Here is a 19,731-nt window from a genome sequence, read left to right as displayed (position 1 = left end):
TCTGGGAGACTGTAAGGAGATGAAAGCCATATGTTTATTTGTCCAAATTGCAAAGGGAAAGACATTGGAAAAATAGGTGTCAACCAATTTTATTGCTGGAATTGTTATATCGAATTATCGGTTTCAAAGGGGAAAATCCATACGCATCAAGTTGAGGAAGATGGTTCACTAAGCTCTCTTGATGATTTATTTGATGAGAATGAAAGAACGATCGGATAACGAAAAGGGGGATTTACTTTGAATCTACGCAATTCATTAATCGCATTAGGTGTTGGAGCTGCAGCATATCAATATGCTCGTAAGCAAGATGTATTTTCAAAACGCAATATGAAAAAAGCACGTAAGATGATTAAGTCTTACTTATAATCATTTCGATAAAGTGAAAAACTCCCTTGTAGACAAGGGAGTTTTTTTATGCACCCATATGCAAATAAAAAAGTCCGATCTCTGAGAAAAGATAAGATAGACCGTAGCAGCCAACGCCAAGTATTCCATACTGCCATAATTGCTTCGCTTTTTCTTTACGTGAGGAATGAATAAAGAACCCCTTCCAAATACCGAACCCGATACAAATCCATTCAAGAATCATAAAAAGTGCTGATAATCCAAGCATAAACAAAACCATAATTAGCCCTCCTGATTATATTAATTCATGCTGTATTCTCAGGGGTGGTTGTCCTTGTTATGTTATTTATATGTACGTCTTTAAAAAACAGTATGGTCCGTATGAAAAGATTTTAAAAGTTTCGCACATAACCTACCCCATTTATTTTCAAAATAAAGGTGGAGGAGGTTTTTCATGTGAAGAATCTTAAAATCATTTGGATATATCGTTTAGGATTATTGTTACTTGTTTTTCTTTGTCTGCTCGTCTTTTTAAAAATTAAGCCGCTATGGGCACCGATTATTTTTGTATTTAAAGTAGCAATCACGCCGTTTCTTATCGCGTGTTTTATTGCGTATTTATTGCACCCTTTAATTGAAAAAATTCATAAGGAAGGGATGCCCCGTACACTTGCCATTTTGCTCATTTATATCCTTTTCTTTGGCGGAATTGGTTATGGGATTTATAAAGGAACACCAGTCGTTATTAAACAGTTACAAGAGATTAATGAACAATTTCCGCAGTTTACAAAAATGTACGATTCGTGGATGGATGGCGTTACAGAACAAACGGCGAATTTCCCTTCGTTCATTCATGAAAAGGTGAAACAACTTTTTGTGGGTGTGGAAACGAAGATTCAAGCACTTTTAAATAAAGTGATGAGTACAGCTCGTGGTGTACTCGATTCATTGCTCATTATTTTCTTAATACCGTTCATTGTATTTTACATATTAAAAGATTATGGTGAGTTTTATCATATCTTTTGGAAACTAGTCCCAAGTAAATGGCGAGGTACGGGGCAAATGCTTGCGAAAGAAATTGATAAATCACTTGGAAGTTATATTCGAGGACAGTTATTTGTTTGTTTAGTATTAGGGGGAGTATCAGCTCTTTCTTTTTGGTTTATCGGTATGAAATATCCATTATTGCTTGGCATTATTATTGGGGTAACGGATATAATCCCGTACTTCGGTCCTATTTTAGGAGCAATCCCGACGTTAATGATTGCAGCAACAGTATCAACGAGTTTACTTATTAAGGCGGGGATCACAATTGCGATTTTGCAATTTGTGGAGAGTAACATTTTATCGCCTTACATCGTTGGTAAGTCACTTCGTATGCATCCCGTTATTATTATGCTTGCCTTACTAGTTGGGGGAGAGGTAGCTGGGATTGTAGGGTTGCTAATATCGGTTCCGATTTTAGCAGTTATTCGCACTGTCATTGTTCATGTGAGACCGCTCTTGAAAAAAGAAGATGTGTAAGTATAGAAGCCCTCTATGTAAGAAATAGAGGGCTAATCATATATTTATTTAGAAAGCTGCTCGTGTATCTTTTGAACGAGGGAGCTCACATCATTTGTTTGAATATGTTTTATTTTTTTCCATTCGTTATCATACATAAATACAATTTGATTGTTGAAAAGACGCTTTTGTTCTTTTAGATTAGAAATTTTTGCGAAAGAGTACTCTTCAAATATTGGATTCTTACTTACATCTGGCCCATAAAAGAATAGCCTTTTGTTCGTTAAAATTAGCAATCCTGGCCTTGCGACGGAACGATAAATAAATATGTCTAATGAACATGCTGCGTAAAATAATATCGTTTCGTCAGTCGCTAATATGTTTTTAGCTTTGCTAAGTAAGGTTGTCATTGTGATCGCTCCTTTATTTTATTAACAATAATTTAATTATAACAAAAAAGTAATATTTAGAAATTTTTATAAATTATTCTTATAAGGAGATTCCGATTTATTAATAAATGCATACTATATGAAAAGGCTGTTAAGAATGAATAGTAGAATACTTATGATTAATAAGTAATTAATCCAATATAAATGATTATCTACATTGACAAACTTAAGAGAATTCTATTATATTTAGTCATATAATACATTAAATCAATGACGGAACAAGTACGTTACAGTCCATTTATAGAGAGAAGCTTCCATATGGCTGAAAGAAGCTTTAAATGAAGGGTAACAGAAAGCTAATCCTGAGAGCAGCTAATCACTGCCGTCTTGCCACGTTACGGCACCATGAGGTGATGAATTGATTGTTATTGTAATCAATTCATAATTAGGGTGGTATCGCGAGTTAACTCTCGTCCCTTTTATAGGGACGGGAGTTTTTTATATTTAAGGAGGAAAATACAATGAAACAACTAACAGGCGCACAAATTCGTCAAATGTTTTTAGACTTTTTCCAAGAAAAAGGACATGCAGTAGAACCTAGTGCATCACTAGTTCCGCATGAAGATCCATCTCTTCTATGGATTAATAGTGGTGTAGCTACATTAAAAAAATATTTTGATGGACGTGTAATCCCACAAAATCCACGTATTACAAATGCTCAAAAATCAATTCGTACAAACGATATTGAAAACGTAGGGAAAACAGCTCGTCACCATACATTCTTTGAAATGTTAGGAAATTTCTCAATTGGTGATTACTTCAAAGAAGAAGCAATTACATGGGCTTGGGAATTCTTAACGAGCGACAAATGGATCGGATTCGATAAAGAATTACTATCAGTTACAATCCATCCAGAAGATGAAGAAGCATTCACAATTTGGAATGAGAAAATGGGCGTTCCAAAAGAGCGTATTATTCGCTTAGAAGAAAACTTCTGGGATATCGGTGAAGGACCAAGTGGACCGAATACAGAGATTTTCTATGACCGCGGAGAAGCCTACGGTAATGACTTTAGTGACCCAGAATTATATCCAGGCGGAGAAAACGAGCGTTACTTAGAAGTATGGAACCTTGTATTCTCTCAATTTAACCATAATCCAGACGGTTCATATACACCACTTCCTAAGAAAAACATTGATACAGGGATGGGTCTAGAGCGTATGACATCTATCGTTCAAGATGTGCCTACAAACTTCGATACAGACCTATTCATGCCGATGATTGGTGCAACAGAAACAATTTCTGGTGAAAAATATCGTAATGGCGATTTAGAAAAAGATATGGCATTCAAAGTAATTGCTGACCATATCCGTACAGTAACATTCGCTGTTGGTGACGGTGCTCTTCCATCTAACGAAGGCCGTGGTTATGTATTACGTCGTTTATTACGCCGCGCTGTTCGTTATTCGAAGAAATTAAACATCAATCGTCCATTTATGTTTGAATTAGTACCGGTTGTTGGAGAAGTAATGAAAGACTTCTATCCAGAAGTACTTGAAAAGAAAGATTTCATTGCGAAAGTTGTGAAGAACGAAGAAGAGCGTTTCCATGAAACACTTCATGATGGTGAAGCGATTTTAGCTGAAGTAATTGCAAAAGCAAAAGAAGAAAAAACAACTGTTATTTCTGGAGTAGATGCGTTCCGTCTATATGACACATACGGTTTCCCAATTGAATTAACAGAAGAATATGCAGAAGAAGCTGGCATGACAGTTGATCATGAAGGTTTTGAAAATGAAATGGAAAAACAACGTGAGCGTGCACGTGCTGCTCGTCAAGACGTTGATTCTATGCAAGTTCAAGGTGGTGTCCTTGGAGAAATTAAAGTAGCGAGCGAATTCGTTGGTTACGGTACAGTTGCAACAGAAAGTAACGTTGTTGCACTTGTGAAAAACGGTGAATACACAGACAGCTTACAAGCTGGTGAAGAAGGACAATTAATGCTTGATGTAACACCATTCTATGCTGAGAGCGGTGGACAAATTGCAGACCGTGGTTACCTTCTTGCGGATGGTGTGAAAGTTCTTGTAAAAGACGTACAAAAAGCACCAAACGGCCAAAACTTGCATAAAGTTGTTGTTGAAGAAGGTACATTAACGAAAGATGCGGCTGTAAAAGCTATTATCGATACGAAAAACCGTAGTAGCGTTGTAAAAAATCATACAGCAACTCATTTACTACACCAAGCATTAAAAGACGTACTTGGAACACACGTTAACCAAGCAGGTTCTCTTGTAACTTCTGAACGTCTACGCTTTGACTTCTCTCACTTCGGTCAAGTACAAGCTGACGAATTAGAAAAAATTGAGCGTATGGTAAACGAGAAAATTTGGGAAAGTATTGATGTTGAGATTTCTCAAAAAGCAATCGAAGAAGCGAAAGAAATGGGCGCAATGGCATTATTCGGTGAAAAATACGGAGATGTTGTACGCGTTGTACAAGTTGGCGATTACAGCTTAGAGCTTTGTGGTGGTTGTCACGTTGATAATACAGCTTCTATCGGTATTTTCAAAATCGTTGCTGAGTCTGGTATCGGTGCAGGAACTCGTCGTATTGAAGCAGTAACTGGTAAGTCTGCATACGAATTAATGAACGATCAAGTAGGTTTATTAAAAGAAGCAGCAGGAAAAATGAAAACAAATCCGAAAGATATTTTAACAAGAGTTGATGGTCTATTTGCTGAAGTGAAACAACTGCAAAAAGAAAATGAATCTCTTGCTGCGAAATTAAGCAATATCGAAGCTGGAAACTTAACTGATTCTGTAATGACAGTTGATGGTGTGAATGTATTAGCAGCGAAAGTAAATGTTGCAGATATGAATAACTTACGTACGATGATGGATGATCTGAAAAATAAATTAGAGTCAGCAGTTGTTGTATTAGCGTCTGTTAATGACGATAAAGTAAACATCCTAGCAGGTGTAACGAAAGACTTAATTAGCCAAGGTTACCATGCTGGTAAACTTGTGAAAGAAGTAGCTTCTCGTTGCGGCGGTGGCGGTGGCGGCCGTCCTGATATGGCACAAGCAGGCGGTAAAAACCCAGCTCAAGTCGAAGAAGCTTTAGCATTTGTACAAGAGTACGTTAAATCTGTTTCAAAATAAAGAGATAGTAGTGTACAATGGTAGGGAGAGGAGAAGTTCTTCTCCCTATACTTACTATATAAGTGAGGTGCTTGAAATGGACGGTTTTGATAAAACAATGAAGTTTAGCATTCAAGATGAAAAACAGAGTGTCCATGTAAATGATGTACTTTTAACTGTGTATGATGCACTTCAAGAAAAAGGCTATAATCCGATTAACCAAATCGTCGGTTATTTATTAAGTGGAGACCCAGCATACATACCTCGCCATAAAGATGCACGTAGCATCATTCGCAAGCTTGAACGTGATGAGTTAATTGAAGAGCTTGTGAAGTCTTACTTGAAACATCATCGTGAGGAGTAGTTTATGCGGATATTAGGTTTAGATGTAGGTACAAAAACAGTCGGAGTTGCAATTAGCGACGAAATGGGCTGGACAGCACAAGGATTAGAAACAATTAAGATTAACGAAGAACGAGGTCACTTTGGTTTTGATCGTATTTCTGAGTTAGTAAAGCAGTACAATGTGGACAAGATAGTAGTAGGTTTACCTAAAAATATGAATGGTACAATTGGCCCGCGTGGTGAAGCGTGCCAACAATTTGCAGAAAACCTACGAGAGCTGTTACAATTAGACGTTGTAATGTGGGACGAGCGTTTGTCAACAATGGCAGCGGAACGTCTGCTCATTTCAGCCGATGTAAGCCGTAAGAAGCGAAAGCAAGTAATCGATAAGATGGCTGCAGTCGTAATCTTACAAGGATTTTTAGATAGAAAATAAGAGGTGACCAAAATGGAAGAACGTCAAATTACAATTGTAGACGAAAAAGGTAACGAACATTTATGTGAAATTATTTTCACTTTTGATGCTGACAAATTTGGTAAAAAATCATACGTAATCTTCTCTCCAATCGGTGAAGTAGATGAAGATGGAGACCCAATTTATGATGCAATGGCTTATGAGCAAAATGAAGAAGAGGGCGGAGTTTTACTTCCAATCGAATCTGAAGAAGAGTGGGAAATGGTACAAGAAACGTTTAACACTATTGCTGATGAGCAAGAAGCTGAATAATAAGTACTGAAAAGATGGACGATATACAGTCCATCTTTTTTTGTATTTATATGTAAAATGAAAGATTTTTTGTCGAAACTGTGTAAGTCTTTGTAGTATAATGAGACGGATTGTAGAAAAATAAAGTGTCAATTAAAAAAGATAAGTAAATTTTTAGCGTTTTTACATCGTGCTGTATAGAAAGGTGTACATACGGTCTACAATTAAGTAAGGAGGAAATGTTTTGATAGAGAATCAAGTGAAAAAGAAGCGTAGACGCATCTTTTTATTTTCGATTATTGCACTGCTTTTAGTTTGTGGTTCAGTCTATGCGTATATTTCATCCGCATTAGGACCAGTTGATAGCGGGAATAAAAAAGAGATTGAAGTAGAAATTCCGAAAGGATCATCTACAAGTAAAATTGGAGAAATTTTAGAAGAAAAAGGCGCTGTAAAAAACGGTACAGTTTTTAGTTTTTATACAAAGGCTAAATCGAAAAGTTTACAAGCAGGTACATATTTATTAAATCCTTCAATGAATGCTGAAGATGTGATTGAACAAATGTCATCTGGCAACGTGCATCGTCCAGCTCTTTATAAAGTGACGATTAAAGAAGGGGCGCAAGTAACTGAAATTGCAGAAACGATTGCGACAGAACTAAAGTGGAATAAAGATGATGTTACGCGTCAATTAAACGATAAAGCATTTATTCAAAAAATGCAGCAAAAGTATCCGAAGTTATTAACGGATAAAATCTTTGATAGCAATATTAAATACCCATTAGAAGGTTATTTATATCCTGCAACGTATTCGTTTTATAAGAAAGATACGACGTTAGAAGAAATTGTAATTCCAATGCTTGAGAAAACAAATGCAATCATTGTTCAAAATGAGGCGAAAATGAAAGCGAAGAATTGGGATGTTCATCAGCTTTTAACATTATCTTCACTTATTGAAGAAGAGGCAACTGGTTTTACAGATCGTCAAAAGATCTCTAGTGTCTTTTATAATCGTTTAGCAAAAGGTATGCCGCTTCAAACGGATCCAACGGTATTATATGCACTTGGAAAGCATAAACAACGTGTATTATACGAAGATTTAAAGGTCAACTCACCGTACAATACGTATGTTGTAAAAGGATTACCGGTAGGGCCGATCGCAAACTCTGGTAAACATTCAGTAGAAGCTGCGTTAGAACCTGCGCAAACAGATTATTATTATTTCTTAGCTGCACCAAGTGGTGAAGTGTACTATGCGAAAACATTAGAAGAGCATAATGCATTAAAGCAAAAATACATTACGAAAAAATAGTGAAATGGGGAGGGATAGCGAAAAAAGTCGCACATCCCTCTTTTTTGTGGTAAAATATATCGGGTTAAAAACTGGCAGAAGAATCGTTTTTAATATCAAAACGGGACGTACAAGCTAAGGATAAAGCTGGCTTGTATTTTTATTGCATTCTATGTGTGAAAAGACGTCATAGAGGCACTTCTCCATGTAAATAAGGAGGACCATTTATGGAGGATGCAGTTAACGAGTACCTATTATCATTTATTGATCCGAAAGATAAATTAATTCTTGAAATGGAAGAATATGCAACAGAAAATCATGTGCCGATTATGGATCGACTTGGAATGGAATTTATGCTGCAATTTTTACGTTTAATTGGACCGAAAAGCATTTTAGAACTTGGAACAGCAATCGGTTATTCTAGTATTCGTATGATGCAAGCTATTCCAAATTCACGTATTGTGACAGTTGAGCGCAATCGTGAGCGATATGAAAAAGCACTTGAATATATAGAACGTTCCCCAGTAACAGATCGTATTTCAGTTATTTACGGTGATGCGTTAGAGACAGGTGAACAAGTAAAAGAACACGGGACATTTGACGTTATTTTTATTGATGCAGCAAAAGGACAGTATCGTCGCTTTTTTGACTTATATGAACCGTTATTAAATCCTGGTGGCGTAATTATTTCAGATAATGTTATGTACCACGGTCTTGTAACGACAAAAGAGAAAATTGAAAACAGACGTACACGTGGTTTAATCCGTCGTATTAAGACGTACAATGAGTGGCTTATGAACCATGAAGGATATGATACAACGATTTTCCCAATTGGTGATGGAGTAGCTGTTAGTAAAAAGAGAGGGTGACCAAGGTATGAAGAAACCTGAATTGTTAGTAACGCCAAGAGCGGTGGCGGATATCGAACAACTTGCGAAAGCAGGAGCAGATGCGGTAATGATCGGTGAGCAAAAGTTTGGTTTACGTTTAGCAGGGGAGTTTTCACGTGAAGATGTAAAACAAGCTGTGAAGATTGCACATGAAAATGGTGTGAAAGTATACGTAGCCATGAACGCTATGTTCCACAACGATAAAGTAGAAGAATTAACAGATTACGTTTCATTTTTAAACGAAGTAAATGTAGATGCAATTGTTTTCGGAGATCCAGCGGTATTAATGGCTGTTCGTGAAGTAGCACCAAATATGCAGTTGCACTGGAATACAGAAACGACAGCAACAAACTGGTTCACTTGTAATTACTGGGGACAAAGAGGATCAAAGCGTGCTGTATTAGCTCGTGAGCTTAGCTTAGATGAAATTGTTGATTTAAAAGAAAATGCTGAAGTGGAACTGGAAGTACAAATTCACGGTATGACTTGTATGTTCCAATCGAAGCGTTCATTAGTAGGAAACTACTTTGAGTATCAAGGACGTAATCTTGACATTGAAAAGAAAAAATATGAAGAGAATATGTTCTTATATGACCCAGAGCGTAACAATAAATATCCAATTTATGAAGATGAAAATGGTACTCACATTATGAGTCCGAACGACATTTGTTTCATCGATGAATTAGAGGAACTAATCGATGCTGAAGTTGATAGCTTAAAAATCGACGGTGTACTAAAAAGCTCTGAATACATTATTGAAGTAACGAAGAAATATCGTCAAGCGATTGATTTATGCGTAGAAGATCGTGATGCATATTATGACGTGAAAGATGATCTATATAAAGAAATAGAAGAAATGCAACCAGTAAATCGTCCGTTAGATACAGGATTCTTCTTTAAAGAAACGGTTTACTAAACGAGGAGGGTGTAGGAAATGACTGTACAAGAAATTTCACGAGTGATCGATGGCAAACGTGTTATTGTGAAGAAACCTGAACTGTTAATCCCTGCGGGTAACTTAGAAAAATTAAAAGTAGCTATCCATTACGGGGCAGATGCTGTATATTTAGGTGGACAAGAATTTGGTCTTCGTTCGAATGCAGGTAACTTTACGCTAGAAGAAATGGCAGAAGGCGTTGAGTTTGCAAAGAAGTATGGAGCAAAAATATACGTAACAACAAATATCTTTGCACATAATGAAAATATGGACGGGCTAGAGGAATATTTAAAAGGGATTGAAAAAGCTGGCGTAACGGGAATTATCGTTGCTGATCCGCTTATCATTGAGACTTGTAAACGCGTAGCGCCTTCTGTTGAGGTGCATTTAAGCACACAGCAATCACTATCCAACTGGAAAGCAGCACAGTATTGGAAAGAAGAAGGTTTACATCGTCTTGTATTAGCTCGTGAAGCAAGCTATGAAGAAATGAAAGAAATTAAAGAAAAAGTGGATATTGAAATTGAAGCGTTCGTCCATGGTGCAATGTGTATCGCATATTCAGGAAGATGTACATTAAGTAACCATATGACAGCGCGTGATTCTAATCGTGGTGGTTGTTGCCAATCTTGCCGCTGGGATTATGATTTAGTTCAAACAGTATCACAACATAAAGATGCAAAAGAGCTTCCTCTATTCCAAGAAGGAGATGCTCACTTTGCGATGAGTCCAAAAGATTTAAATTTAATTTTATCAATTCCAAAAATGATTGAAATCGGAATCGATAGCTTAAAGGTAGAAGGACGTATGAAATCAATCCATTACGTAGCGACTGTAGCAACTGTATATCGTAAAGTAATTGATGCGTATTGTGCGGATCCAGATAACTTTGAGTTTAAACAAGAATGGTTAGATGAGCTTGATAAATGTGCAAATCGTGATACAGCTTCTGCATTCTTTGAAGGGGTTCCAGGACATCAAGAGCAAATGTTTGGAAATCATAGTAAGAAAACAACGTATGATTTTGCTGGTTTAGTGTTAGATTATAATGAAGAAACGGGCATCGTAACGATTGAGCAACGTAATCATTTCAAACCAGGACATGAAGTGGAGTTCTTTGGACCAGAAATAGAAAACTTTACGCAAACGGTGGAGAAAATTTGGGATGAGGATGGAAACGAATTAGATGCAGCGAGACATCCGTTGCAAATCGTGAAATTCAAAGTGGATCAACGAGTGTATGTGAATAATATGATGCGCAAAAGCATACTTCAATAAGAAAGAGTGATAGTCGAATGGGGACGAATAAGCCTGTTGTAATTGGAATTGCTGGTGGTTCGGGATCAGGTAAAACGAGTGTAACGAAAGCGATTTTTGACCATTTTAAAGGTCATTCTATTTTAATCTTAGAGCAAGATTATTATTACAAAGATCAAAGCCATTTACCAATGGAAGAGCGTTTAAAAACAAATTATGATCATCCGCTTGCGTTTGATAATGATCTGTTAATTGAACATTTGCAGCAGTTGCTTGCATATGAGCAAATTGATAAGCCTGTATATGACTATACATTGCATACGCGTTCAGAAGAAATTATTCCGGTTGAGCCGAAAGATGTAATTATTTTAGAAGGAATTCTTATTTTAGAAGACCCACGTCTTTGCGAGTTAATGGACATTAAATTATTCGTTGATACGGATGCTGACCTTCGTATTCTGCGCCGCATGCAACGTGATATTAAAGAGCGCGGTCGTACGATGGATTCAGTTATTGATCAGTACGTAAATGTTGTACGTCCAATGCACAATCAATTTATTGAGCCTTCTAAGAAATTTGCGGATATTATTATCCCTGAAGGTGGACAAAACCACGTTGCAATTGATATTATGGTGACAAAAATTGCAACAATTCTTGAACAAAAAGTAAATTTGTAATAGCATAGTAAAAGATATACGGTAGGAAGGGATTTTTTCCCTTCTTATCGAATACAATGAAACATGCAACCTCATCTATATATAGGTGAGGGCATATTTATATCAACTTTCCATACATATCTTCTTTATATAAAGAAGAATTGGAAATACGGGGTTGTATGTGACAACTCCGCTAGTGCAAGGGTACTAGAAACCTCCGCTAACAATGGAAGCGGAGGAGTTTTCATATGGAACTCCTCTTTTTTTCAGGGGATTGGTATATAAAAGGAGTGGAAAATATGTCAACAGAAAAAACATACCCTATGACGCAAGAGGGTAAGCAAAAACTAGAGAACGAACTTGAGCAATTAAAAACAGTAAGACGTAAAGAAGTAGTAGAACGTATTAAAATCGCACGTAGCTTCGGGGATCTTTCTGAGAACTCTGAGTACGATGCAGCGAAAGATGAGCAAGCGTTCGTAGAAGGACGTATTACACAATTAGAAAATATGATTCGTAACGCAGTTATCATTAAAGATACTGGCGAAGTATCTACTGTTGTTACATTAGGTAAAACAGTAACATTTAAAGAATTACCAAACGGAGATGAAGAAGCGTATACAATCGTAGGTAGCGCGGAAGCTGATCCATTCGAAGGAAGAATTTCTAACGATTCTCCAATCGCAAAAAGCTTATTAGGTAAGCAAATTGGTGAGAAAGTAACAATCCAAACACCAGGCGGAGAAATGCAAGTAGAGATTGTCTCTGTAAAATAAAAAAAAAGATTCTCCTATCGGGAGAATCTTTTTTTTTCTGTAGAATGAAAAAAATTGTGTAAACCTTAGAGTGATTCGACAAAAAATGTCAAAAAAACACTTTAAGCTTTGATATCATAATTAGAGACCATAGGTTTTAAAAGGGAAAAGGGGCTAATTATGAAACATAAAATCTTTACAGGATTGGTTTGTAGTATCTCCATATTAGGACTTGCTGCATGCGGAACGAATGAAGAAACTACATCATCAAAGGGAGAAAAAGTGAAGCAAGAAGAAAAAAAGGATATTAAAGCAACTGAGAGTTCAAAAGCCTTAGAAAATCCACAAGATAAAAAGGAATTTAATGATTTTGATGTAGCGTATCAATTAGCAATTGTCATGAAAATATTTCAAGGTGTAACGATTAAGTATGATTACGCAATTGGGAATCCAGATTATTTATTGCGAGATTCGATGGATCAAAAAACAATAGATGATATGAAGAATATGTTACAAGAACAGGCGAAGAATAATGATAAAATTTTAAAAGATGAAGTGAATCAAGCATATACATATTTAAAACAATCGAAAGTAAGTAATAAAGATGATATTCAAAAAATAATAGATGCACAAAATAATTATTTACATATTGTAGATAAGATGATTACTTGTATTGATTCTGTAACAGTTGAGAATGCAAAAGAAAAAAGAAATGAAATGGATAATCTTAGTAAGGATTATTTAAAAATAGCGGCTAATGTAACAACCACTGTAATTGAAGTTGCTAAAAACACTGGAGTGAATGAAACTGAATTTAGATCGCTTCTTATGAAATTTTTAGAGAAGCCAAAGAAACAATAATAGCCTTATATAATATCTGTTTTTGTTTTGGAGATTGTATAAATAAAATAGTACCTCGTCTAAACTACAATAGACGAGGTGTTTTTTATGAAAATAAAACGGAGAATTACAATTGTTTTAATTTGTTTTATGAGCGTTATGTTTGTATTGCTTTGTCGTTTAATCCAAATTCAAATTATAGATACAGAATCATTTACTGATCGCAAAATAAATTTAATTGAAAAAAGTGTTACGCAACGCACACAATCCATTACAGTAGACGATGGACGTGGGCAGTTTATAGATCGTAATGGTAAAAAAATAGGTGAGGAAAAATATCCTGTTTTAATTATTTTTCCATTTTTACAAATAAAAAATGACATGTTAGAGAAAATCGCGCATATCATTGGTGTGTCGAGACAAGAGATTAGAAGACAAATGAAAAATAATAAAAATGCATTTACACTACAAGGAGAAACTGCTCCATTTCGAGTGACACGAGAGCAGATGGAGAAGGTAAATGAATTACATGTATTAGGTATTGTAGCAGCTGAAGTGCGATTAAAACAAACTGGAGAGATAAATCATTTAATTGGTGATGTAGGGGAGAACGAAAGGGAGTTTCAAAAGCGATATGGAGAATTGAAAAGAATCTCAAAACAAACGCCGATAGGTATTTCAGGATTACAGCAATCATTTGATGAATTTCTATTGACTGATGGAGAGGCAAAAGTATTATATCAAGTAGATCGGCAAGGAGAACCAATTTTCGGAAAGCAAGCGAAATACACTTCACCAGGAAATCCATTTTATCCAGTTAGGATTCAAACTACTTTACATAAAGAGTTGCAGCAAAAAGCAGAAGAAGTGATTGAAGCGAATGAAATAAAGAAGGGGGGACTAGTATTACTTGATGTAAAGACAAATGAAATATTAGCGATGGCTAGTAAGCCGTCTTTACAAGTAAGGGATGAGAATTTATATAAAACTACACTTGAAAATCAAATGTTAACGCCACATTTTCCAGGCTCTGTTTTTAAAACAGTAGTTGCAGCTGCAGTCATTGATCAAAAAGTAAATTTGTTTAATCGGACATTTAACTGTAATAAAGATTTATATGGTGAAAACGACCCGCAAGTTAGGATGGGTACACTTAACTTTAAAGAGAGCTTTGCCAGGAGCTGTAACAGGACATTTTCCGAGTTAGGTAACGAGCTATTACAAAAGGATAAGACGGTGCTAGAAACATACGTAGCAGCTTTAGGAGCAAATGAAAAGGTTGGATGGAAAGGTTCTGTATTTCATACACCTCATTTTGAGCAAATGCCAGAAGAAAAGGGTACTACTATTTGGGGGAATGAAGAAAATAAAAATAGTAAAAAAGCGGTAGAACAAACAGCAATTGGACAGAAAGATGTACGTATATCACCTCTAGCAATTGCAAATATGATGGCGACGATTGCGAGGAATGGAGAAAAGATGGAAGTGAAAGCAGTTGAAAAAATAGTATATAAAAATGGAGCGGATTTTTTTACATTTGAGAGCCATACGTTAAATGGAAAACAGCTTTCGTATGAAACAGTGAAAACATTACAAGAGTTATTAAGAGGCGTTGTAACAAGGGAGAAAGGAACAGGAACGGCATTCCGTTCGTTGCCACTAAGTGTCGCTGGAAAATCCGGGACAGCGCAAACAGGGAAAGGGACGAGGGTGAATCGCTGGTTTGCAGGTTATTTTCCGTATGAGAATCCAAGATATGCTTTAGTTGTTGTTGATCTAGAGACTGATAGCAAAGTGAATAAAGTTACACCTATTTTTAAAGATATGGTAAGAGCAATCTATCAATTGGAGAATGAAAAGTAATCTTGCAATTTATAGTGAAATGTCTTCATTTCATGAAAATATCATTGTAAATGTTCAACCTTTCTAGATTTAATGTTACAATAGCAATTAGGAAAAACTGCATGGAGGTTTGGAGAATGGCAGGAGGATCAAGATTCCAACAGAAACAACAAAAACGTCGTCAAAACGGTGTTTTAAATATTGCAATCGCTATTGTATTACTATTAGTAGCTATTGTAGCATATCAATTGTTCGTTCCTAGTACGAAAGAGCAAGCATCTTCTACTGATAAGAAAGTCTCTCAACAAACAACAAAGAATGAGAAAGCTGGAAAATCAGAAGATAAAGAATCTGCTAAGAAAAAAGAAAAAGAACAAGAGCAAGCAGAAGCTAAGAAAAAAGCTGAAGAAGAGAAGCTAAAGGCTGAAGAAGAACAGAAAAAAGCTGAAGAAGAAGCGAAAGCTAACGAGAAAGTATCAGCTGAGAAAACTGTATCTAAGGCAAAAGAGGCGTATACAAAACCTTCTTGGAAAGCTGTAGGAACAGAACAAGGTTCATCACCAGCGATGACGTTTAAACAGGGTTCATCAGATTGGAATGAGATGCAAAGTGCAATTGCTGCAGGTGTTGAAGTACCGAAAGAGCAATTAGTATTCCATTTTGTTGGAAGAGACAAAACTGGAAAGAGCAAAGCTTATGGTGATGTTCAAGATAAGCAAAGTGGGAAAAGATATTATGTAAATATTGATTGGGTAGACAATGAGGGCTGGAAACCAGTACTTGTTCAAACTCTAAACTAAAAAAGAGAGGCTCCTTAGGAGCTTCTCTTTTTTGTTAACGCAATTTCTTTAATTTAAAATGAACAACCGCGCTATAATACGGTCTTTTACTTTCAGGATCCATAACCATTTGATGTGAGATGTGATGAACTTCAAGCATAAGTGCTTTATTATTATCAATTTGTTCACTAATTTTTCGTTCTAAAGAAGCTAAGTCTCCCGCTTCAAAAAACTCTACTTTATCTTCTAACATTTCAAAGGTAAATGACATGAAGACGGCCCCTCTCCTATGTAATCAACTATAGTGTAACAAAGAAAAGAAGGAAATACCATGTACATTTCAATTGACATTTTTAGAAAGAGGGAATATCATACTGATAAAACCGATAAGAAAAAGGGGAATTTTTATGGGTACAGAATTTAATGGTTTATTTGATGAGTGGGCTCATACGTACGACTCATTTGTACAAGGCGAAGATATACAATATAAAGAAGTTTTCGCCCATTATGAGGGCATTCTAGAGGATGTAGTTAACAAGTCATTTGGTAATGTATTAGAATTTGGTGTCGGTACAGGTAATTTAACAAATAAATTATTACTTGCTGGCCGCACAGTTTACGGTATAGAACCGTCGCGTGAAATGCGCATGATTGCAAAAGAGAAATTGCCAAAAGAATTTTCAATTACAGACGGTGATTTTCTTTCGTTTGAAGTTCCAAATTCAATTGATACCATTGTAAGCACCTATGCATTTCATCATTTAACAGATGATGAAAAAAATGTAGCGATTGCGAAGTATAGTCAATTGCTAAACAAAGGTGGTAAAATAGTGTTTGCTGATACGATATTTGCAGATCAAGATGCATATGATAAAACTGTTGAAACAGCAAAACAAAGAGGTTTCCACCAGTTAGCAAACGATTTGCAAACGGAATACTATACACGTATTCCAGTTATGCAGACTATTTTTGAAAACAATGGCTTCCATGTAACGTTCACGAGATTAAATCATTTCGTTTGGGTAATGGAGGCAACTAAGCAATAGAAAGAGGGATTAGATTGAGAATTGCTGTAATTGGAGCAATGGAAGAAGAAGTACGTATTTTACGTGACAAATTAGAACAAGCAGAGACAGAAACGGTTGCAGGTTGTGAATTTACGAAAGGGCTATTAGCAGGGCATGAAGTAATCTTGTTAAAGTCTGGTATTGGTAAAGTAAACGCAGCGATGTCAACGACAATTTTATTAGAAAAATATAAGCCTGAAAAAGTAATTAATACTGGTTCAGCTGGTGGATTCCATCATTCTCTAAACGTTGGTGATGTAGTTATTTCCACTGAAGTTCGTCACCATGACGTAGATGTAACAGCATTTAACTATGAATATGGTCAAGTACCAGGAATGCCGCCTGGATTTAAAGCTGATGAGGCGTTAGTTGCATTAGCTGAGAAATGTATGCAGGCTGAAGAAAATATTCAAGTTGTAAAAGGTATGATTGCAACAGGTGATTCATTTATGAGTGATCCGAACCGCGTTGCAGCCATCCGTGATAAATTTGAAAATCTTTATGCGGTAGAAATGGAAGCAGCAGCTGTTGCACAAGTATGCCACCAATATGAAATTCCGTTTGTTATCATTCGCGCACTTTCTGATATTGCTGGTAAAGAATCAAATGTTTCATTTGATCAGTTTTTAGATCAAGCAGCTCTTCATTCTACAAACTTTATCGTAAAAGTGTTAGAAGAGTTAAAGTAATGTAACAAAAAGGCAACTGTCTCATATAAAGAAAATACATACAGTTGCCTTTTCTTTATTGGCAAACAAGGGGGAGAACACGATGAATGTATATCGTGGAGTTCATGAGTTAATTGGTCATACACCAATTGTAGAAATTACTCGTTTTTCACTTCCGAAAGGAGTCCGTTTATTTGCAAAGCTTGAATTTTATAACCCAGGCGGAAGCGTTAAGGATCGTTTAGGAAGAGAATTAATCGAAGATGCGCTAGAAAAAGGGCTTGTGACCCAGGGTGGAACAATTATTGAACCGACTGCTGGGAATACTGGTATTGGACTGGCACTTGCAGCATTAGAACATGATTTACGTGTTATTGTTTGTGTACCAGAGAAATTTAGTATTGAAAAACAAGAATTAATGAAAGCACTAGGTGCAACGGTCGTGCATACACCGACTGAGCAAGGAATGACCGGTGCAATTGCTAAAGCAAAAGAGTTAGTAAATGAACTACCGAATTCATACTCTCCAAGTCAGTTCGCAAATGAGGCAAATCCTCGTGCATATTTTAAAACACTAGGACCTGAACTGTGGGACGCATTGAATGGAGAGATTAACATATTTGTTGCTGGAGCAGGAACTGGCGGTACGTTTATGGGGACTGCATCTTATTTGAAAGAAAAAAATATAGATATTAAAACAGTTATCGTAGAGCCAGAAGGATCTATTTTAAATGGTGGTAAGGCTGGTTCACATGAGACCGAAGGAATTGGACTGGAATTTATCCCGCCATTTTTGAAGACATCTTATTTTGATGAAATTCATACGATTTCTGATCGAAATGCATTTTTACGAGTGAAAGAATTAGCGCAAAAAGAAGGACTTCTCGTTGGGAGCTCTTCAGGAGCAGCATTTCATGCGAGCTTACTGGAGGCCGAGAAGGCAGCACCAGGTACAAATATTGTAACGATTTTTCCTGATAGTAGTGAGCGCTATTTAAGTAAAGACATATACAAAGGATGGGAATAAAAAATGAGAGCAAAGACAAAGTTAATTCATGGTATTCGCATAGGAGAACCTTCAACTGGATCTGTAAACGTACCGATTTATCAAACAAGTACGTACAAACAAGAAGCAGTTGGTAAGCATCAAGGATATGAATATTCACGTACAGGTAACCCAACACGTGCAGCTTTAGAAGAAATGATTGCTGTATTAGAAAATGGGCATGCTGGATTTGCATTTGGTTCAGGAATGGCTGCTATTACAGCGACAATTATGTTGTTCTCAAAAGGTGACCACGTTATTTTAACAGATGATGTTTATGGCGGAACATACCGCGTTATTACGAAAGTATTAAACCGTTTCGGTATTGAGCATACATTTGTAGATACAACAAACTTAGAGGAAGTTGAAGAAGCGATTCGTCCAAATACGAAAGCAATTTATGTGGAAACACCAACGAACCCACTACTAAAAATTACTGATATTAAGAAAATATCTACTCTTGCTAAAGAGAAAGACCTATTAACAATTATTGATAACACATTCATGACGCCATATTGGCAGTCGCCGATTTCTTTAGGAGCAGATATTGTGCTTCATAGTGCAACGAAATATTTAGGAGGTCATAGTGATGTAGTTGCAGGTTTAGTAGTTGTAAATAGCCCACAACTAGCAGAAGATCTTCACTTTGTACAAAACTCAACAGGAGGTATTCTTGGGCCACAAGATAGCTTCTTACTACTTCGCGGTTTAAAAACATTAGGAATTCGTATGGAAGAACATGAAACGAATTCACGTGCTATTGCTGAGTTCTTAAATAATCATCCAAAAGTAAATAAAGTATATTACCCAGGTCTTGAATCACATCAAAATCACGAATTAGCAACAGAACAAGCAAACGGGTTTGGTGCTATTATCTCATTTGATGTAGATAGTGAAGAAACATTAAATAAAGTACTTGAGAAACTACAATACTTTACACTTGCTGAAAGCTTAGGAGCGGTAGAAAGTTTAATTTCTATTCCATCTCAAATGACACATGCATCAATCCCAGCTGATCGCCGCAAAGAATTAGGAATTACAGATACATTAATTCGTATTTCTGTCGGTATTGAAGATGGTGAAGATTTAATTGAAGATTTAGCACAAGCGCTAGCATAATAAAAAATGCACTGCTCTATATTAGCAGTGCGTTTTTTTATTACGTCTTTTTGTAAAACATTTCACAAAACAGACATACACAAACGAAATGATTTCATGTATATTGAATTCAGGAAACGTTACTCACGAACAAGCTTGTGAAACTTTTCACAAA

23 protein-coding genes and 1 other annotated feature are annotated in these 19,731 nt (G+C 36.2%); of the genes, 20 read left to right on the top strand and 3 right to left on the bottom strand.

Features of this window, described 5'->3' with window-relative positions; translation table 11 throughout:
- Positions 1-30: 30 nt before the first annotated feature.
- Both D1166_RS11575 and D1166_RS11570 read left to right on the top strand, forming a co-directional pair.
- Positions 31-219, top strand: a complete 189-nt coding sequence (locus D1166_RS11575; protein WP_000469281.1) for a hypothetical protein — start codon at positions 31-33, stop codon at positions 217-219.
- Positions 220-237: 18 nt separating this feature from the next.
- Positions 238-366, top strand: coding sequence for a YrzQ family protein (locus D1166_RS11570; RefSeq protein ID WP_001053553.1), 129 nt, complete (start codon positions 238-240; stop codon positions 364-366).
- A 46-nt stretch (positions 367-412) separates the two neighbouring features.
- Here the strand turns inward: D1166_RS11570 and D1166_RS11565 are convergent, their stop codons facing one another.
- On the bottom strand, positions 413-625 hold the full coding sequence (locus D1166_RS11565; protein WP_000242535.1) for a hypothetical protein: 213 nt from the start codon (positions 623-625) through the stop codon (positions 413-415).
- Between the two features lie 176 nt (positions 626-801).
- On the opposite strand from D1166_RS11565, the gene D1166_RS11560 reads away from it, so the two are divergent.
- The gene (locus D1166_RS11560; RefSeq protein ID WP_000793128.1) at positions 802-1,869 is read left to right on the top strand and encodes an AI-2E family transporter; all 1,068 of its coding nucleotides are present in this window, start codon (positions 802-804) and stop codon (positions 1,867-1,869) included.
- A 44-nt stretch (positions 1,870-1,913) separates the two neighbouring features.
- On the opposite strand, the gene D1166_RS11555 is transcribed toward D1166_RS11560, so the two are convergent.
- Positions 1,914-2,258, bottom strand: coding sequence for a PH domain-containing protein (locus D1166_RS11555; RefSeq protein ID WP_000209579.1), 345 nt, complete (start codon positions 2,256-2,258; stop codon positions 1,914-1,916).
- Between the two features lie 240 nt (positions 2,259-2,498).
- Positions 2,499-2,718 (top strand) — a binding site (T-box leader).
- Positions 2,719-2,758: 40 nt separating this feature from the next.
- Between D1166_RS11555 and alaS the strand changes: the two genes are divergently transcribed.
- The 13 genes from alaS (at position 2,759) to D1166_RS11490 (ending at position 15,699) form a co-directional block, all read left to right on the top strand.
- A complete protein-coding gene (gene alaS / locus D1166_RS11550) occupies positions 2,759-5,401 on the top strand; it encodes an alanine--tRNA ligase (protein WP_000811831.1) in 2,643 nt (880 codons plus the stop codon).
- A gap of 76 nt (positions 5,402-5,477) precedes the next feature.
- Positions 5,478-5,744 carry an IreB family regulatory phosphoprotein gene (locus D1166_RS11545; RefSeq protein WP_000348590.1) on the top strand — a complete coding sequence of 89 codons (267 nt, stop codon included), beginning with the start codon at positions 5,478-5,480 and terminating at the stop codon, positions 5,742-5,744.
- Positions 5,745-5,747: 3 nt separating this feature from the next.
- Positions 5,748-6,161 (top strand): Holliday junction resolvase RuvX, encoded by a 414-nt coding sequence (gene ruvX, locus D1166_RS11540; RefSeq protein ID WP_001221192.1) that lies wholly within the window; start codon positions 5,748-5,750, stop codon positions 6,159-6,161.
- 12 nt (positions 6,162-6,173) lie between these two features.
- Positions 6,174-6,452 carry a DUF1292 domain-containing protein gene (locus D1166_RS11535; RefSeq protein WP_000392730.1) on the top strand — a complete coding sequence of 93 codons (279 nt, stop codon included), beginning with the start codon at positions 6,174-6,176 and terminating at the stop codon, positions 6,450-6,452.
- 223 nt (positions 6,453-6,675) lie between these two features.
- Complete coding sequence (gene mltG, locus D1166_RS11530) at positions 6,676-7,743, top strand: endolytic transglycosylase MltG (RefSeq protein WP_000572137.1); 1,068 nt, start codon at positions 6,676-6,678, stop codon at positions 7,741-7,743.
- Positions 7,744-7,949: 206 nt separating this feature from the next.
- Positions 7,950-8,591, top strand: coding sequence for an O-methyltransferase (locus D1166_RS11525; RefSeq protein WP_000389102.1), 642 nt, complete (start codon positions 7,950-7,952; stop codon positions 8,589-8,591).
- Between the two features lie 7 nt (positions 8,592-8,598).
- The gene (locus D1166_RS11520) at positions 8,599-9,528 is read left to right on the top strand and encodes a peptidase U32 family protein (RefSeq protein ID WP_000742807.1); all 930 of its coding nucleotides are present in this window, start codon (positions 8,599-8,601) and stop codon (positions 9,526-9,528) included.
- Between the two features lie 18 nt (positions 9,529-9,546).
- A complete protein-coding gene (locus tag D1166_RS11515) occupies positions 9,547-10,827 on the top strand; it encodes a peptidase U32 family protein (protein ID WP_097861430.1) in 1,281 nt (426 codons plus the stop codon).
- 17 nt (positions 10,828-10,844) lie between these two features.
- Positions 10,845-11,483, top strand: a complete 639-nt coding sequence (gene udk / locus D1166_RS11510; protein WP_000537078.1) for a uridine kinase — start codon at positions 10,845-10,847, stop codon at positions 11,481-11,483.
- Between the two features lie 278 nt (positions 11,484-11,761).
- Complete coding sequence (greA, locus tag D1166_RS11505; RefSeq protein WP_000102591.1) at positions 11,762-12,238, top strand: transcription elongation factor GreA; 477 nt, start codon at positions 11,762-11,764, stop codon at positions 12,236-12,238.
- Between the two features lie 159 nt (positions 12,239-12,397).
- Positions 12,398-13,078, top strand: a complete 681-nt coding sequence (locus tag D1166_RS11500; protein ID WP_097861431.1) for a hypothetical protein — start codon at positions 12,398-12,400, stop codon at positions 13,076-13,078.
- A gap of 87 nt (positions 13,079-13,165) precedes the next feature.
- Positions 13,166-14,920, top strand: a complete 1,755-nt coding sequence (locus D1166_RS11495; RefSeq protein ID WP_097861432.1) for a peptidoglycan D,D-transpeptidase FtsI family protein — start codon at positions 13,166-13,168, stop codon at positions 14,918-14,920.
- Between the two features lie 116 nt (positions 14,921-15,036).
- Positions 15,037-15,699 (top strand): YrrS family protein, encoded by a 663-nt coding sequence (locus tag D1166_RS11490; RefSeq protein WP_000897099.1) that lies wholly within the window; start codon positions 15,037-15,039, stop codon positions 15,697-15,699.
- Between the two features lie 34 nt (positions 15,700-15,733).
- On the opposite strand, the gene D1166_RS11485 is transcribed toward D1166_RS11490, so the two are convergent.
- A complete protein-coding gene (locus D1166_RS11485) occupies positions 15,734-15,949 on the bottom strand; it encodes a YrzA family protein (protein ID WP_000010984.1) in 216 nt (71 codons plus the stop codon).
- A 136-nt stretch (positions 15,950-16,085) separates the two neighbouring features.
- On the opposite strand from D1166_RS11485, the gene D1166_RS11480 reads away from it, so the two are divergent.
- From D1166_RS11480 to D1166_RS11465, 4 genes are all read left to right on the top strand, one after another.
- Entirely contained in the window at positions 16,086-16,724 is a 639-nt protein-coding gene (locus D1166_RS11480) for a class I SAM-dependent methyltransferase (RefSeq protein ID WP_097861433.1), read from the top strand.
- Positions 16,725-16,738: 14 nt separating this feature from the next.
- A complete protein-coding gene (gene mtnN / locus D1166_RS11475; RefSeq protein ID WP_001217024.1) occupies positions 16,739-17,434 on the top strand; it encodes a 5'-methylthioadenosine/S-adenosylhomocysteine nucleosidase in 696 nt (231 codons plus the stop codon).
- An 82-nt stretch (positions 17,435-17,516) separates the two neighbouring features.
- The gene (locus D1166_RS11470; RefSeq protein ID WP_001103881.1) at positions 17,517-18,440 is read left to right on the top strand and encodes an O-acetylserine dependent cystathionine beta-synthase; all 924 of its coding nucleotides are present in this window, start codon (positions 17,517-17,519) and stop codon (positions 18,438-18,440) included.
- 3 nt (positions 18,441-18,443) lie between these two features.
- Complete coding sequence (locus tag D1166_RS11465) at positions 18,444-19,577, top strand: bifunctional cystathionine gamma-lyase/homocysteine desulfhydrase (protein ID WP_001201908.1); 1,134 nt, start codon at positions 18,444-18,446, stop codon at positions 19,575-19,577.
- Positions 19,578-19,731 lie beyond the last annotated feature (154 nt).

It is taken from the genome of Bacillus sp. ISO11, assembly GCF_003458115.1.
Lineage (GTDB): Bacteria > Bacillota > Bacilli > Bacillales > Bacillaceae_G > Bacillus_A > Bacillus_A cereus.
Note: the sequence above shows the minus strand (reverse complement) of the source record. Positions and strands in the feature narration are given on the sequence as shown.

Coding starts and splice junctions, on each gene's coding strand:
- D1166_RS11575 (WP_000469281.1), top strand. CDS start 31: ATGTTTATTTGTCCAAATTGCAAAGGGAAAGACATTGGAAAAATAGGT.
- D1166_RS11565 (WP_000242535.1), bottom strand. CDS start 625: ATGGTTTTGTTTATGCTTGGATTATCAGCACTTTTTATGATTCTTGAA.
- D1166_RS11555 (WP_000209579.1), bottom strand. CDS start 2,258: ATGACAACCTTACTTAGCAAAGCTAAAAACATATTAGCGACTGACGAA.
- alaS (WP_000811831.1), top strand. CDS start 2,759: ATGAAACAACTAACAGGCGCACAAATTCGTCAAATGTTTTTAGACTTT.
- D1166_RS11545 (WP_000348590.1), top strand. CDS start 5,478: ATGGACGGTTTTGATAAAACAATGAAGTTTAGCATTCAAGATGAAAAA.
- ruvX (WP_001221192.1), top strand. CDS start 5,748: ATGCGGATATTAGGTTTAGATGTAGGTACAAAAACAGTCGGAGTTGCA.
- D1166_RS11535 (WP_000392730.1), top strand. CDS start 6,174: ATGGAAGAACGTCAAATTACAATTGTAGACGAAAAAGGTAACGAACAT.
- D1166_RS11525 (WP_000389102.1), top strand. CDS start 7,950: ATGGAGGATGCAGTTAACGAGTACCTATTATCATTTATTGATCCGAAA.
- D1166_RS11520 (WP_000742807.1), top strand. CDS start 8,599: ATGAAGAAACCTGAATTGTTAGTAACGCCAAGAGCGGTGGCGGATATC.
- D1166_RS11515 (WP_097861430.1), top strand. CDS start 9,547: ATGACTGTACAAGAAATTTCACGAGTGATCGATGGCAAACGTGTTATT.
- udk (WP_000537078.1), top strand. CDS start 10,845: ATGGGGACGAATAAGCCTGTTGTAATTGGAATTGCTGGTGGTTCGGGA.
- greA (WP_000102591.1), top strand. CDS start 11,762: ATGTCAACAGAAAAAACATACCCTATGACGCAAGAGGGTAAGCAAAAA.
- D1166_RS11500 (WP_097861431.1), top strand. CDS start 12,398: ATGAAACATAAAATCTTTACAGGATTGGTTTGTAGTATCTCCATATTA.
- D1166_RS11495 (WP_097861432.1), top strand. CDS start 13,166: ATGAAAATAAAACGGAGAATTACAATTGTTTTAATTTGTTTTATGAGC.
- D1166_RS11490 (WP_000897099.1), top strand. CDS start 15,037: ATGGCAGGAGGATCAAGATTCCAACAGAAACAACAAAAACGTCGTCAA.
- D1166_RS11485 (WP_000010984.1), bottom strand. CDS start 15,949: ATGTCATTTACCTTTGAAATGTTAGAAGATAAAGTAGAGTTTTTTGAA.
- D1166_RS11480 (WP_097861433.1), top strand. CDS start 16,086: ATGGGTACAGAATTTAATGGTTTATTTGATGAGTGGGCTCATACGTAC.
- D1166_RS11470 (WP_001103881.1), top strand. CDS start 17,517: ATGAATGTATATCGTGGAGTTCATGAGTTAATTGGTCATACACCAATT.
- D1166_RS11465 (WP_001201908.1), top strand. CDS start 18,444: ATGAGAGCAAAGACAAAGTTAATTCATGGTATTCGCATAGGAGAACCT.